This window comes from Granulicatella sp. HMSC30F09, assembly GCF_001806915.1.
Lineage (GTDB): Bacteria > Bacillota > Bacilli > Lactobacillales > Aerococcaceae > Granulicatella > Granulicatella adiacens.
The window spans coordinates 135,228-149,315 of record NZ_KV786436.1; the positions used below are offsets into that span (position 1 = coordinate 135,228).

General features: G+C 39.8%; 12 protein-coding genes. 1 reads left to right on the plus strand and 11 read right to left on the minus strand.

Going from position 1 to position 14,088, the window contains the following annotated elements:
• Nucleotides 1-5: 5 nt before the first annotated feature.
• The 5 genes from ligA to HMPREF3103_RS09025 all read right to left on the minus strand — a co-directional run bounded on the left by ligA (nt 6) and on the right by HMPREF3103_RS09025 (nt 6,875).
• Nucleotides 6-2,012, minus strand: coding sequence for an NAD-dependent DNA ligase LigA (gene ligA / locus HMPREF3103_RS09005; protein ID WP_148128834.1), 2,007 nt, complete (start codon nt 2,010-2,012; stop codon nt 6-8).
• 3 nt (nt 2,013-2,015) lie between these two features.
• Nucleotides 2,016-4,340: a DNA helicase PcrA gene (gene pcrA / locus HMPREF3103_RS09010; protein ID WP_246826973.1), complete on the minus strand. Its 2,325-nt coding sequence runs from the start codon at nt 4,338-4,340 to the stop codon at nt 2,016-2,018.
• A gap of 24 nt (nt 4,341-4,364) precedes the next feature.
• On the minus strand, nt 4,365-5,489 hold the full coding sequence (locus tag HMPREF3103_RS09015; protein ID WP_246826974.1) for an ATP-grasp domain-containing protein: 1,125 nt from the start codon (nt 5,487-5,489) through the stop codon (nt 4,365-4,367).
• Nucleotides 5,490-5,532: 43 nt separating this feature from the next.
• Nucleotides 5,533-6,207, minus strand: a complete 675-nt coding sequence (locus HMPREF3103_RS09020) for a glycoside hydrolase family 73 protein (RefSeq protein ID WP_070439522.1) — start codon at nt 6,205-6,207, stop codon at nt 5,533-5,535.
• Between the two features lie 92 nt (nt 6,208-6,299).
• Nucleotides 6,300-6,875: a hypothetical protein gene (locus HMPREF3103_RS09025; RefSeq protein ID WP_070439440.1), complete on the minus strand. Its 576-nt coding sequence runs from the start codon at nt 6,873-6,875 to the stop codon at nt 6,300-6,302.
• A gap of 111 nt (nt 6,876-6,986) precedes the next feature.
• Between HMPREF3103_RS09025 and HMPREF3103_RS09030 the strand changes: the two genes are divergently transcribed.
• Nucleotides 6,987-7,493, plus strand: coding sequence for an FUSC family protein (locus HMPREF3103_RS09030; RefSeq protein ID WP_039849251.1), 507 nt, complete (start codon nt 6,987-6,989; stop codon nt 7,491-7,493).
• 43 nt (nt 7,494-7,536) lie between these two features.
• Here HMPREF3103_RS09030 and HMPREF3103_RS09035 read toward each other — a convergent pair whose 3' ends face one another.
• The 6 genes from HMPREF3103_RS09035 to HMPREF3103_RS09060 all read right to left on the minus strand — a co-directional run bounded on the left by HMPREF3103_RS09035 (nt 7,537) and on the right by HMPREF3103_RS09060 (nt 14,078).
• Nucleotides 7,537-8,703, minus strand: coding sequence for a hypothetical protein (locus HMPREF3103_RS09035; protein WP_070439443.1), 1,167 nt, complete (start codon nt 8,701-8,703; stop codon nt 7,537-7,539).
• Nucleotides 8,704-8,716: 13 nt separating this feature from the next.
• Nucleotides 8,717-9,520, minus strand: coding sequence for a hypothetical protein (locus HMPREF3103_RS09040; RefSeq protein ID WP_070439446.1), 804 nt, complete (start codon nt 9,518-9,520; stop codon nt 8,717-8,719).
• Nucleotides 9,517-10,206 carry an ATP-binding cassette domain-containing protein gene (locus HMPREF3103_RS09045; RefSeq protein WP_049555092.1) on the minus strand — a complete coding sequence of 230 codons (690 nt, stop codon included), beginning with the start codon at nt 10,204-10,206 and terminating at the stop codon, nt 9,517-9,519. Before HMPREF3103_RS09045 ends, HMPREF3103_RS09040 begins: the two co-directional genes overlap by 4 nt.
• A gap of 18 nt (nt 10,207-10,224) precedes the next feature.
• Entirely contained in the window at nt 10,225-10,578 is a 354-nt protein-coding gene (locus HMPREF3103_RS09050) for a GntR family transcriptional regulator (RefSeq protein WP_049555093.1), read from the minus strand.
• Nucleotides 10,579-10,733: 155 nt separating this feature from the next.
• Entirely contained in the window at nt 10,734-12,614 is a 1,881-nt protein-coding gene (locus HMPREF3103_RS09055) for an acyltransferase family protein (protein WP_070439449.1), read from the minus strand.
• Nucleotides 12,615-12,806: 192 nt separating this feature from the next.
• Complete coding sequence (locus HMPREF3103_RS09060) at nt 12,807-14,078, minus strand: NAD(P)H-dependent oxidoreductase (RefSeq protein WP_005607754.1); 1,272 nt, start codon at nt 14,076-14,078, stop codon at nt 12,807-12,809.
• Nucleotides 14,079-14,088: the final 10 nt, after the last annotated feature.

Here is a 14,088-nt window from a genome sequence, read left to right on the forward strand (position 1 = left end):
CCTTTCTATGCAAGAGAATCCAGAAACTGTTGCTCACTCCACACTTCAATCCCTAGCGCATTGGCTTTATCCAACTTGCTTCCGGCTGAATGTCCAGCAATCACAACGTCTGTCTTCTTAGAAACAGAGCCTGTTACTTTTGCTCCAAGCGATTCCAATTTTTCTTTTGCATCTTGTCTTGTTAATTGTTCTAATGTCCCTGTTAAAACGACAGTCTTTCCACTTAGGATATGTCCTGAAGCTTCACTGTCTGCTTTTGTCTTTCCAAGATAGCTCATATTCACTCCACGATCTTGTAATTCTTGGATAAGTTCTTGAACGGATGGTTGTTCAAAATAAGTTTTTACACTATAAGCAATAATATCACCTAAACCATCAATTTCCAACAATTGTTCAATGCTCGCCTCCTGTAAAGCCTTCATATTTCCAAAATGTTGTGCCAGTTCTTTAGCAGCCTTGGTTCCTACATGACGGATACCCAGCCCTGTTAGAAGGCGTTCCAAGGAATTGGCTTTACTCTGTTCAATAGCTTCAAGAATATTTTCTGCACTCTTTTGTTGAATTTTGTCTAATGCTAATAGCTGATCCAAAGTCAATTTGTATAAATCGGCCACATCAAGAACTAGACCTTCTTCAAAGAGTTGCTTAATGATACTTGGCCCAATCCCACTCATATTCATCGCATTCCGTGAAACAAAGTGGCTCATGCCTTCTGTCAGTTGGGCTGGACATTTTGGATTCAAGCAGCGAATCGCTACTTCATCTTCCAAATGCTCTAACTTTTCATGACAGACCGGGCAAGTTGTTGGGAACTCGTACGGCTGACTTGTTGCTGGACGTTTCTCCAAAATCACACGTGTGACTTCTGGGATAATGTCTCCTGCCTTATGAATCACAACGGTGTCTTCCAAGCGAATATCTCTTTCTTTCATCAAATCAATATTATGCAAACTGGCTCTGCGCACCGTTGTTCCCGCTAATTGAACCGGATCCATCACCGCAGTCGGTGTGACTACTCCAGTACGCCCAACCGTCCACTCCACATCGCGAACCACTGTCTGCGCTTCTTCCGCTGGAAATTTATACGCAATGGCCCAACGCGGTGCTTTGACCGTATAGCCAATTTCTTCTTGAGCGGCAAAATCATTGACCTTAATCACCATACCGTCGATTTCGTATGGTAATTCTTGGCGTTTCGCACCAATCGTTTCGATGTAATTCCACACTTCATCAATCGTTTGGCATTTTAATCGCTCAGGATTGGTCACAAAGCCCATCTCTGCCATCTTCTCCAACAACTCTTCTTGGGTTGAAACACCTAGTTCTTCCACACTAGGGCTGCTGTATAAAAAGACGGACAAGTTTCGCTTCGCCGCAATTTTTGGATCGAGCTGGCGGAGGCTTCCTGCCGCAGCATTTCTTGGGTTAGCAAAAACTTCTAGCCCTTCCTCTTCGCGAGACTCATTTAATGCCACGAATGATTTTTTGGGCATATAACATTCCCCACGCACTTCGACATTCCAAGGCTCTTTTAAAGACAAAGGTACTGATTTAATCGTGCGCACATTGCCCGTTACATCTTCACCTGTCGTCCCATCTCCGCGGGTTGCTCCAAGTTGAAGCTGCCCGTTTTGATACGTCAACGCAATAGAAAGTCCATCGATTTTTAGTTCACACACATACTCAATCGCACGGTTCGTTAACTTACGAAGACGCGCATCAAACTCTTCCAAATCTTCTTTTGAGAAAGCATTTGAAAGGCTGAGCATCGGATTGGTGTGCGTGACCTTCTGGAACTGCTCGAGCACTTCTCCCCCCACCCTTTGCGTAGGAGAATCAGCCGTCACAAATTCTGGATGTTCTTTTTCTAAAGCTAGTAATTCATGATACGCCTTATCGTACTCTGCGTCTGTTGCGGTGGGTTTATCTTCCACATAATACTCATGACTCCAACGATTTAATTGTTCTTTAAGCTGTTCAATTCTTTGTTGAATCGTTGTATTCATCTTCATCCTCTATTCTTCGATTTTTTCAATTGGGGCAAAACTTGCAAGGAGTCGTTTAATCCCCATCCCTGCAAAAGCCACGTCAAGTTCTTGACGATCTCCTTCACCGGTAATACGGACTACAGTTCCCGTGCCCCATTTCTTATGAGATACTTTCATACCAACCGTCCATCCATCGGTTGAAGCAGACGTTGGAGTTGGTTTTTCTACACGCTGAATGCTTGCAGAAGAGTGAGGTTTCTTTTGTAAATATCCCTCATTCTTTTGCGCATTAGTATTGCGGTAACGGTCAAATAGTCCCCCACCCGTTGCAGCAGAAGAACTTCTGTTATAACTTGGCTTTTCTGAGTAGAAACTACTTGAATAATAAGAGTCGCTAATCGTTTCTCCTTCTTTTTGAAGAAGTTTGTCATCAATTTCTTGCATAAAACGAGATTCGCGGTAATGTTGCGTTTTTCCATAGAGCAGTCTTGAATACGCACGCGTCATAAAGAGCTTTTTCTCTGCACGTGTGATACCCACATAGGCCAATCGACGCTCCTCTTCTTCATCACCTTCTTGTAAGGTTCTTGCAGAAGGGAAAATTCCGTCTTCCATCCCCACAAGGAAAACGACTGGGAACTCTAACCCTTTTGCCGCATGCAAGGTCATCAATGTAATTTGCGAAGCACTCGTTTCTTCTTCATTTTCCATATCCGTTACTAAGGATAAATCCGTTAAGAATTGAACTAAAACTGATTCCTCTGCTTCAGAATCGAACCGTTTTTCTTCGAATTCTTTGGCTACGGATAGAAATTCGCGCATATTATCGATTCGCGCATCAGCTTCCATGGTGTGCGCCTGTTCAAGAGAGGCAATGTAGCCTGATTTTATCATGACTTCTTCGATTAAATCCGTTAGCGAAACGAACTCCTGCATCTTCGTTAAATCGCTGATGAGCTTCGCAAAATCGGCTAATCCTTTTCCTGCTTTCCCACTAATTCCATTAAGAGTCGTCTCAGCGGAAGCTTCTAAAAGAGAAAAGCCGTGCATTTGAGCAAAGTCTTCTAATTTTTCAATACTCTTTCCACCAATACCGCGTTTTGGTGCATTCACAACACGTCTAAAGCTAAAGTCATCGGTCGGATTCACTAATAAACGTAAATAGGCTAGTAAATCCTTGATTTCCATACGCTCGTAGAATCGTTGGCCCCCGACCATTTTGAAAGGCATATTCGCCTTTAACAAATCTTCTTCAAGGGTCCGTGATTGAGCATTACTACGGTATAAAACTGCAAAATCACTATAATCGTACCCATCAAAATTTACCATCTTTTGAATGGTTCTCATCACATAACGAGACTCTTCATAACCGGAAGCCGCACAATAATAGGTAATCTTGTCCCCTGCTTCATTTTCGGTCCATAACTCTTTTGGTTTACGATTTTGATTATTTTCAATCACTTGATTGGCTGCTTTTAAAATTGTCTTCGTTGAACGATAATTTTGTTCTAGTAAGACCACTTTCGCCTGTGGATAATCGTGTTCAAACGACAAGATATTCTCCATATCGGCTCCACGCCAACCGTAAATGCTTTGATCGGCATCCCCAACCACGCAAATATTTTTGAACTTATCCGCTAGCAGTTGCACCAGTAGATATTGTGCATGGTTTGTATCTTGGTACTCATCCACATGGATATAGTGGAATTTTTGTTGATAATACGCTAAGACATCTGAATGCTCTTTAAACAATTTCACCGTTAACATGATTAAATCATCAAAGTCAACGGTCATATTTTTGCGTTTTTCTGCTTCATATTCGACATAGCACTTCGCGGTTATTTGGTCCATGAAGTTTGCATGTGTCTTTGCGAAGGTTTCCGCATCTTCAAAATTATTTTTAGCATTACTAATACTTGCTAAGATTCCACGCGCATCAAACTTATCCGAATCAATATTCAACTTTTGCATAATGCGTTTCATAGCGGATAGTTGATCCCCAGAATCGATAATCGTAAACGACTTTGCAAGACCGATGCGTTCACAATCTCTTCGTAAAATGCGGACGCACATCGAGTGGAACGTGGAGACCCACATATCGTTAGCTTGTTCGCCCACTAGAGCACTCACACGTTCTTTCATCTCGCTAGCTGCTTTATTCGTAAACGTAATCGCTAGAATATTCCACGGTTGCACTTCTTCCTCGGCTAATATATAAGCCATTCGATGCGTCAACACGCGTGTCTTTCCACTTCCAGCACCCGCCATTACGAGAAGCGGTCCTTGTGTATGCATGACCGCTTCCTTTTGGCGAGGGTTCATTCCCTTAATTAATTCACTTGAATTTTTCACTCACTCTTTCCTTTCCTTGAGGAACTATTTTCCATTAAAGAATAAATCTGAAACTTCAATCTCTCCAAGTAAATCCACACTGGATCTTCCACTTAATCGAATCACTCCTAAGATGTCTGTTTGTCTCTTAGGTGAGGTTTGGAAGAATTCAAAATCCCATTTTGGTTTTAATAATGTTAATAAACTTGCTTTTTCAAGCATGGATTCATAAATCGGCACTAGAATCATTTCTTCCGTAGGTTCTTTGTATTCCACTGGAAGTCCTGTGGCTACTCGTGCGATGATGTCCGATAATCCTTTTCCTAGTTGTGCACTTCCAAATTGTTGTTGGACTAAAGGTAGTTGATTAATCGATTTCACATAAAAAATGCCATTATTTCCCATCAAGACTTGAATCGATAGCACCACTGACCCTGAAAGATAATCCACAACTTTAAAAGCGATTCTCTTCAGCTCTTGAACCCATTCTGGATTCATCCGGCGTGAAGCAATACTATACTTTAATTTTCCAGAGATATATACATCTTCTGTAATTGGTAGAATCGTTACACGATCCTCATAGTCGCGAACAACGGTTAATGAAAAATGGCGTTGAGCTGGCACAAAGGCAGTCAACATACTTGGCCCTACTTCGATTTTTCCCAACACTCGCTCGTCAATATCTTGATCATATAATTCGATAGGTTCTTCGTATCGACTGTTCACTTGATTACTTTCTAGAAAAGCGGGAAGTCCAATACTTTCTAATAAAGTCGGTAACTCTCCAATATGAGTGATGATCCCATAAGGAGCTACATTGATTGCATGTTCTTCTAAAAACAATTTTTCAACCGTACGATTTTGAGAAATTTCGGCCAGCTCCAATGACTGGTAATATCTTGTTTTACTACTTAAGGCCACTAATGTATCTACAGAAACTAAATTCGTCATCAGAAGGAGAGTATCTACTTTCTCAGCAAAATCAAGTAAGGATGCACGGTCATCATAAGAAGACACAATTTCGTATTCTGCCATCGAAATAGCAGCCTCGTTCGATTGATGGTAGCTATATACAACATACCCCATCTTTCTAGCAGCAATTGCAACTGATGCAACTTGCTCGTCTCCCCCAATGATTCCGACAATGGATCCTGGTAATAATTGACTCATGTGTATCCTCTCCTTTTGCATACGTTAAAATTAATTTGATTTCTTAAGAACCTCTTCTCACAGATACAGTCGTTTCTTCGCTTGGCAATTTATCATATTGGTCCAAATGATGTTCTTCAATCATTTGAATCAGCTTTTGTGCATAGGTTGGGTCGGTGGCATATCCTGCATCTTGTAAGGCTTGAGCTGCTTGTTTATAATTTCTAGCCCCTAGCACTTTATGATAGAGCGTTGGATCCCAATCTACCCCATAGGCCAATAGTTGCGCATGAGCTTCTACTGAATCCGCCCAGCTATCATACACGCGGAAACGACCATTAATCGTAATCCATGTTTCATTGACAAATTCCGCTGTCTCAAGCACTACATTCGGTTGCGAGGTCGTCGCTTTTACACCATATAAATTATAATATTTGCTCGCTAATAAGCTCTCGCCCCAATTCGATTCGAGGATGGCCTGAGCCAAACTGACACTTGGCAATACTCCATAATCGCGATACGCTTTTTGTGCAGCTGGAGCAAGCGTCTCTATGAAGGTCTCTCTTGTAGACGTTTCTGCCTTGTGCTGCGGTTTATTTTCAGACAACCATGTGATGGTACCGGCTAAAAGAACACTCGTTACAGCTACGAGGAGAAGCGCCGTCAATTTAGATAATGACTTAAACCACTCTACAAGATGAAACGCGAATTTACTTTTTCTTTTCTTTCTTTTCGCCACAATTTCACCACTTTCTTTATCTTTCAATTTTATCATAAAATACCCTATAAAAAAATGGATACCCCCTTCTTTTAAAGAGAGTATCCGTGATTTTAAACATTAAATTTTTCTGCTGAATCATTTTCTGGAATAAATACATTTTTACCGTATTCTAAATATTTTTGTTGGGCTTTTTCGTCCCTGATCCACTCGAGTAATCCTTGTTTCTTCGTTCCAATTTGTTTATGCGTAATCCCCACAATTCGAATTTCAATAATATCTTGATAACTCCAACTTCCATAATTCGTCGCAATGCGTAAGATGGTCACATTCTCTTTGAATTTTCCCTTACTAACAGCCGCTGTCTTCCACTCTACTCGGACATTTTCTTGACGAATCCAATGATTAGCAATTTGAACTTTTAATCTTAAATACTCTGCCACCGGATCAGAAGCCACTTCAGGAAGAACCTCCGCATTTCTGGCAATTTTATGTGCCAGCATCCACTCGTAGTCCGTAAATAGCATTGAAATCTTCTGCATATTTTCAGATTTCAATCCTCTCTCTCCATTCTTCCATCTTGTCCAACTTTGCCCACTAATACCTAATTCTTGTGTGTAAAATGCTTTTTCTGAGAGATATCTTTCTCGAATGGCATTTACAACAATTAATACAAATGCTTCATGCATCTTCATCACCTCTTAACACTATAATACACCTATTAGGTTCATTTTTCAAATTTTTGTCATTTTTCACTATCGTATATTATAATAACGGTATCTTTAAAGAGAGGTGAGAGCGTGTCCCAAACTTCAAAAAATCCATTTCATATCGGACTACGTACTTTAAAAACCGCTATATCTGTATTTCTTTGCGTTGTGCTATTTAGAGTATTACATCGTGGTTCTCCGATGCTGGCTGCACTGTCCGCCATCTTTAGCCTAAGAACCGACCACGAACAAACCTTTAAATTTGCGCTTTCTCGTTTTGTAGGTAACACTACAGGTGGGGTGGTCGCTATTCTGCTGTTCCAATTAAGAGCAATTCTTCCGTACCAAGAATATACGGATTTATTACTAGCACCGATTGGAATTATCTTAATCATTTTATTTTGTAATCAATTCAATAAAACCGGCGTTATTAATTCATGTTCAACCTTCCTAGTCATTTTCTTTAATGTGGAGGCAGGACAAAATACCGCCTATGCGATTCAAAGAATTTTGGATACCCTCATCGGCGCGTTGATTGCTATCGGAGTGAACCATCTTCTTCCAAACCCACACTTGAAAACTGAAGAAAAAGCATAAACGAAAAAGCTACGTTAGGAAATCCTAACGTAGCTTTTTTATTTTAGCGATCCCCACCACGATAGCTATTGGCATTCGTAAAGAACACTTTTTCAATCACATCGATCGGTTTGGATAATAATATTTCTTTTGTTTTGAGCGATTGTACTCGTAGTGTTGGTTTTCCGTCTACTAAAGAAATCATCACCAAATTCCCTTGATTTAAGTATGGAAGTGGAGCATATGGATCTGTTTCAATCGTTTGACTAAGTTCTAATTGATGATTGGCACCAATTTTGTATAGAGTCAATTTATTATTCTTTCGTTCACTTGGCTCTTGATATCCTGGACTTTGAGACAATTCTTTCGATTTTTCAGTAGAGATTAAATACACTTGATCCTCCACTACATATACACTTGTGTTTTCAAAAGCCATCGTCTCAGTCGATTCAATCTCATTGAATTGTTTCTTCTTCGCATCAAAAGTTATCCAATGGAATTGGTTTTCTTTCGAATAAGAAGACCCCATGATGAGTCTTTGCGGATCATAGACTTTCTCGCTTGAAGCGACTCTCCAGTGGAATTCTTGTAGATTTCCTGGTAAATTGACTTTTTCCAATTTAGAAGGAGTCCCCGTCTTCAAGTCAATCGAAAACGTTAATAGATAATGCTCTCTATCAGCATCGCTCCATTGCATAACTGCGTATAAAGTATCCCCATCTCTGTAGAAGGTAGGAGTTTCAATATACGTACGGTCCCCTCGGATTTCTTTTGGAATGGATACCGTATTGGAAACCAACTCTTTCGTCTCGGTATTCATCAATGTATACCCAATCACTGGATCAGAATTCGTCTGATACACATTGAATTGTGATCCGTAATAGAGTTTATATCCTTTGAAAGTGATAGAAGTTCCGTAATGGGGTCTATCAAGTACTGAAAAATCTTTCATTTGATTTCGTAAACTGTACGAGTAGAGATGATCTCCAAAACCAATTCGCTTCACTTCTCCGTCTAAAAGTGCGTGAGTAGCACCATTATGATCGGTAATATCTTGTGTATAGGGCGTAAACTGAAACGTCGCTCCTTCAACGAGTTTTTTCTCTTCTTGTGATAACTGCAGAGAGACAGGAGCAGATTTGACATCTTTATAGACTGCAAATCCTACACTACTAAGGAACATGAGACCACCGAGCGCAAAGATGACTGTTGCAAATTTTCTTGATTTCATTGTCCAAACCTCCTTATACGCTGACCTTATGATTTAATAAATAATCACTGAGTAATAAATTGCCGATAATCCACACGATTATTCCCGTTCCTAAATAGAGAATGGTTTCTGACCCGATGAAATAGAAACTCCATTGGTAACGAGAGACGGTTCCTACATAAATGATAAGGAGTAAGATATATCCGATGATACTCATTAATTTCGTTGTTGTGGATTTTTTTTCAACTCCCACCACTAATAAGGTGATTTGGAAGATGGTTACGATAGCCGCTATCCCAAATAGAAAGAAGAAGAAAAATTGAGTCGCATATTTCGGAACAACCGTCTGCATAGCAATGGAATTCGTCACAAGAGACCATGGTGTCACATGATAGGAATCAAGACTCGGAATAAATAGTTTTGAAAGAGTGTAATTTAAGAATACTCCTATCACTTGAACACCTTGTAGGAAGAACGTGATGATCAGCATTGTTAGTAACTTCGATAAGTACACACTAAAGCGGGACCCTGGCAACATCAATAATCGGTAAATGAAGGAACCCTTTGTACTCCACTCTTTCGACCAAATCATCGCACTATAGACAAGAATGGCCACTCCTGCAAAAAATACAGGTAATCCAATATTGATTTCTACGAGAACTACTCGAAGAATTTCTTGTTTTTCAGTTAAAATTCTCATTCCACTCAGCAGCCCAGAAGTTACTATCGTAAAAAACTGAAGACCGACTTGAATCAATACTTGAAGCAGTGCCGTAACGAGAATAAATCCTTTGGCCTGCCCTAAATTATAAAGCGTTAGTTGAATGACTTTTCTCATTGTAAGTATACCTCCCTCATCACATCTACGATAGACTTTCCTTCTTCTTCACGAACTTGTTCTGGATAAAATTCTTTAACGATTTTTCCTCCATCTAGCAAGAGCGCCTTGTCTACAATGTACTCAATATCATTAATTTCATGTGTTGTAATTAGTACGCCACGTCCGTCTAATAAATCACTCGTAAACACGCGTGCAATCTCTTCACGTGTAAAGACGTCAATTCCGGAGAATGGTTCGTCCATCAAAATATAATCTGTGTCAAGTCCCATTCCAAGCAGTAAATTCAACTTAGCTACATTCCCTTTCGAAAGAGACCTCACTTCGTCTTTTAAGTTCAATCGGAAGAACTTCAATAAATGTTTTTCTTTCGCACGATTCCAGTTTGGATAGAAGGTACGCATAAAATCAATCGCTTCATCTACCGTTTGATTTGGAGAGATAATAGAACTATCCGTAATGTAGCTGACTTTCTCAGCAAACACCTTACGCACTGGCATATCATCAATCACGATTTCGCCTTTGTCATAAGGGAGTAAGCCCGCAATAGAATTCATAATGGTTGTTTTCCCAATCCCATTCACACCGATGAGCGCTGTGACTTCCCCTTTTTTCGCGTTAAACGAAATATCATCTAACACTTGTTTTTTTCCAAATTTCTTACTTAAATTTTGTACCGTTAACATTTAGAACTCTCCTTCCTATCACAATTTCTGACTCAGATGGTCGATAATCTCTTTTTGAGAGAGATGAAGCGGAGCAATCGCATCGACAAAACTCGTAATAGCTTCTTCCAACATTTCTTCTTTTAGCTGTTCGATTCTATCCTCATCTTCTGTCACTCTACTCATTACATTATTTCCCGTTGTCACAAGACCGATAGCCTCCATTTCATGAAATGCCCTTTGAACCGTATTCGGATTCACTTGCATCACCTGAGCCAGTTCTCGTCTACTTGGCATTTCTTGTCCGGGTTTTAGCCGTTTGGATACTATTTCCGCCTTGAAATACGCGACAATTTGCTCGTAAACCGGACTTCTTTTATCAAATACAATCATCGGCTTCTCCTTTCTTTCGATTGTATCAGTGTATTAATCGAATAATACACTTTCTTTTAACTGTATTATGCGCTTAGTACACTCATTTGTCAATAGCGTTTTCAAAAATATTTTTAGAAAATAAAAAAGACGACCCATTTGAGTCGTCTTTAACATTATTGTAAATTTAATTTCACCATTTCTTGCAAGATTAAGTTCGCCATCTCGGCTGCTCCAGTATCATTTGGATGAATTTCATCCTCGAAGAGCAACTCTTTCGTGCGTCCTTTCGCATAAGTTCCCCAGTCGATTAAATGCACATTTGGATACCGTTCAGCGGCTGCTTTCAGCTGATCGTTTACTTCTTTTGCCCATTTAATTTCATATCCTGCCGTTACTAAGAAAATGTCACGGTTGCCTGCTGCTTGAATGAGAGAATCGATTTGCGCACTTGCAAAGGCTCCGTTTGAACCAAGTACAAATACGACCGTTTGAGATAATCTTCCTTGTTGCACTAGTTTTTGAACGACAGGAGTACTGTAATACAATTGACGTCCCACTTCACCGTCCACATAAGCATTTGGAAAGACTTCTCTTAATTTATTGGCAGAAGCTAATAAGACGGAATCTCCTACAAAAGTAATTGGCGTTTGTCGAACTTGTTGTTCTATATTGGCCTTTACTTCCGAATTTACGGTTGTGACAGCTTCCGTAGTAGGTTCCACAGTTGTTTCTTGAAGCAATTCCTGATTTTTGCGAATTTTTTCTTCTACTTCATGAACCACACTGGTTTGGTCTTTTTCCTGCGCAAATCCAATTCCTGCTAATCCCGCAAAGACCAGATACACTAATGAAAAAGCAATTCCGAAGTGTTTCAAGCCTTTTGGAAGGTTGGATTTCATATACGCCGTTAACCGGTACGGACTATGCGCTTGTCCAATCGGAAGCAGAATCCGTTCTTTTTCAAATAATTGATAAGTGATTTCAGCTAGTACAATTATCGTGATCCATTGAATCAAAACATTCAACCAGTAATCTTCAACCCCCCGTAAAAAGGATGGCAAGATTAAGTGAATTGGATAAAACCATAAGTAATAAGAGTAACTTCTTTTTCCAAAGAAAGTAAAGCCTTTAAAACTAATGATATAGTGAAGCCATACGCCTTCACGAATGGCAAATGAAACCAGTAATGTCATGACAATGGAAGACACTAGCATGATCATGTAATACACTTCCGCTTGCATCCCATTGAAGGTCACGAGCATCCAAATGAGCGCCCCCATACTAATGATGCTGGCAATATTCAAGTTCCCCTTATTCGAATGGTCTTCTGGGATTAAGAGTTTTCCTTCATGAATATAGCTTAGTGAAGCACCTAAAGTGAATGAGAACAGTCGAGTTGACACAAGATAGTACACATGCGATGGATCTTGTTCCCACCAATATAAAGCTGCCATCCCCACTGCTGAAGCAATCGTTAGAAATGCTAACAGTGCGAACTCTTGCATCCGCAGAAAGTTCATCTTCTTCATCCATTTTCTCAGCAAGAATCCAACAATTAATAATTGGACATATAACGAAACGTACCAAAGATGGACAAAAGGACTCGGATTAGCAGACTGTACAAAATAAGATTGTTGACTAAAGATTTGATAATCGTTATTGACAAAGAACAGTGCGGATAGCGCCATTCCTCTAATATTGGATAACATTTGCGGTGCGATTAAAAAAAGCGTAGCAACGGTCGTGATAATCATAAAGAGCATCGGGAAAAACATTCTTTTTAGACTCTTCCACGAGAATCTCTCTTGATAATCTTCGGCAAAAGTCTTCTTATTCTGTCTAAAGGTTAAATAGCCCCCAACTACAAGAAAACCATTTACCGCCAAAAAGCCCCCAGGCAATAAATGTTGAAAATAATAATATAAAATAATTGCAAGTATAAAAAAACCTTTCAAGCCATCTAAAGCTGCGCTCCTCTTCCGTTTTTGTTTTTCAGGAGGATGTGGATGCGCATTTGACTTAGAAAGTCCCGTTTGATAATTTGAAGTCTCCATTGAAATTCTCCATTCATTCTATTCGTCATCATTATATCCCAAAACGGCTACATTTGGATACTATAAACTTTACATTTTAATTACTTTTGAGAAAATCATTTCCAATTGTTTCTGTGGGGAAAACAGAGTTAAAATTTGTCTCTAAAATCAAAAAAACTAGGCAAAAAATGCCTAGTTTTTTCATTGAACCTCTTAATGTTCTGAAGCACCACTTGTAGCATCTACTGCTTGTGCTTGAGCTGGAGCTGAATGCCCGCTATCTGAAGCACCACTTGTCGCATCTGCTGCTGGAGCTGGAGCTGAGTGTCCGCTGTTTGAAGCGCCGCTTGTTGCGTCAGCTACAGGAGCTGCCCCATTTGCGCTGACTAAACGTTGGCCAGTTGTTTGTAAGTACCAATCTAACCATGGTTTGAAGTCAAATACGATTTCGTTAATTCCAGCGTAAGAACCATCAGGATAGTACATTGCTTGATAGTTGTGTACGTTGATGATTTCTGGTGGAGTGTTCGGAACGATTGTACGGAAGTAATCCACGTTTCCTGCACGTAAGTTCGCAATGAGGTATTCCACATTTTTGAAGGTACGTGGTGGGTGAACAGTTCCTAAACGGTTACCAGATTGAGATGGCACACGTGGAGCCAACATTTTGTTTGCTGGTTTGTTGAAGTTATAGTACAAGAATTGGTTGTTGTCATCGGCATATGTTACTTCAAATGGTAAAGCTTTTAAGAACATATCGATTTGGTCAACGGTTAATAAACCGTGGTCTAAGCGAACATAGTCGTTTCCTTGAGCCGCTCCAACGATTTCACTTGCTTTTTCAACCCATTCTGGATCATCAGGATCTACGCCTTGAACTGTTGTAGAAATTGGGTTTGTGCAGTCTAAATCTTCTGGAGGAGTTGGTAATGGTTTGCGTAACACTTTTACAACCTCCACATATTTCACGAAGTTTTCTAAGCATGAACGTAAGAACGCAACAGTTCCTTCGCTCTTAATATTTCCTTCTTCGTCAAACGCTTCTTTTGCTTTTCCTAATAGGAATTCGTTCCCTGGCAATACATATGCGTTTACCCCTGGAGCGTCCAAGATTTTACGTAAATGCACTTGCGCACGAGAAGTTCCTTGATCATAGTGAGAAGCTCCCATAATCATTACAGGTTTGTTTTCGAATGGGTGTAAGTTGAATGACATCCATTCTAATGTACTCTTCAACGCAGCTGTAATGGTGTGGTTGTGTTCAGGTGTTGCGATAATCACACCATCTGCACGGATTAATTTGTTGTACATGTATTGTACTGGGAAGCTCTTAGATTGATCTTCGTCTTGGTTGAACATTGGAATATCTTTAATTTCTAAGATTTCAAACTCGAATAAGTCACCGAATTTCTTTTCGATAAATTGTAATAATAAACGGTTATGCGAAAATTCCGCATTTGATCCTACGATACCAATAATTTTCATACTTTACTGT

Coding starts and splice junctions, on each gene's coding strand:
- ligA (WP_148128834.1), bottom strand. CDS start 2,012: ATGAAGATGAATACAACGATTCAACAAAGAATTGAACAGCTTAAAGAA.
- HMPREF3103_RS09015 (WP_246826974.1), bottom strand. CDS start 5,489: ATGAGTCAATTATTACCAGGATCCATTGTCGGAATCATTGGGGGAGAC.
- HMPREF3103_RS09025 (WP_070439440.1), bottom strand. CDS start 6,875: ATGCATGAAGCATTTGTATTAATTGTTGTAAATGCCATTCGAGAAAGA.
- HMPREF3103_RS09035 (WP_070439443.1), bottom strand. CDS start 8,703: ATGAAATCAAGAAAATTTGCAACAGTCATCTTTGCGCTCGGTGGTCTC.
- HMPREF3103_RS09040 (WP_070439446.1), bottom strand. CDS start 9,520: ATGAGAAAAGTCATTCAACTAACGCTTTATAATTTAGGGCAGGCCAAA.
- HMPREF3103_RS09045 (WP_049555092.1), bottom strand. CDS start 10,206: ATGTTAACGGTACAAAATTTAAGTAAGAAATTTGGAAAAAAACAAGTG.
- HMPREF3103_RS09050 (WP_049555093.1), bottom strand. CDS start 10,578: ATGATTGTATTTGATAAAAGAAGTCCGGTTTACGAGCAAATTGTCGCG.
- HMPREF3103_RS09055 (WP_070439449.1), bottom strand. CDS start 12,614: ATGGAGACTTCAAATTATCAAACGGGACTTTCTAAGTCAAATGCGCAT.
- HMPREF3103_RS09060 (WP_005607754.1), bottom strand. CDS start 14,078: ATGAAAATTATTGGTATCGTAGGATCAAATGCGGAATTTTCGCATAAC.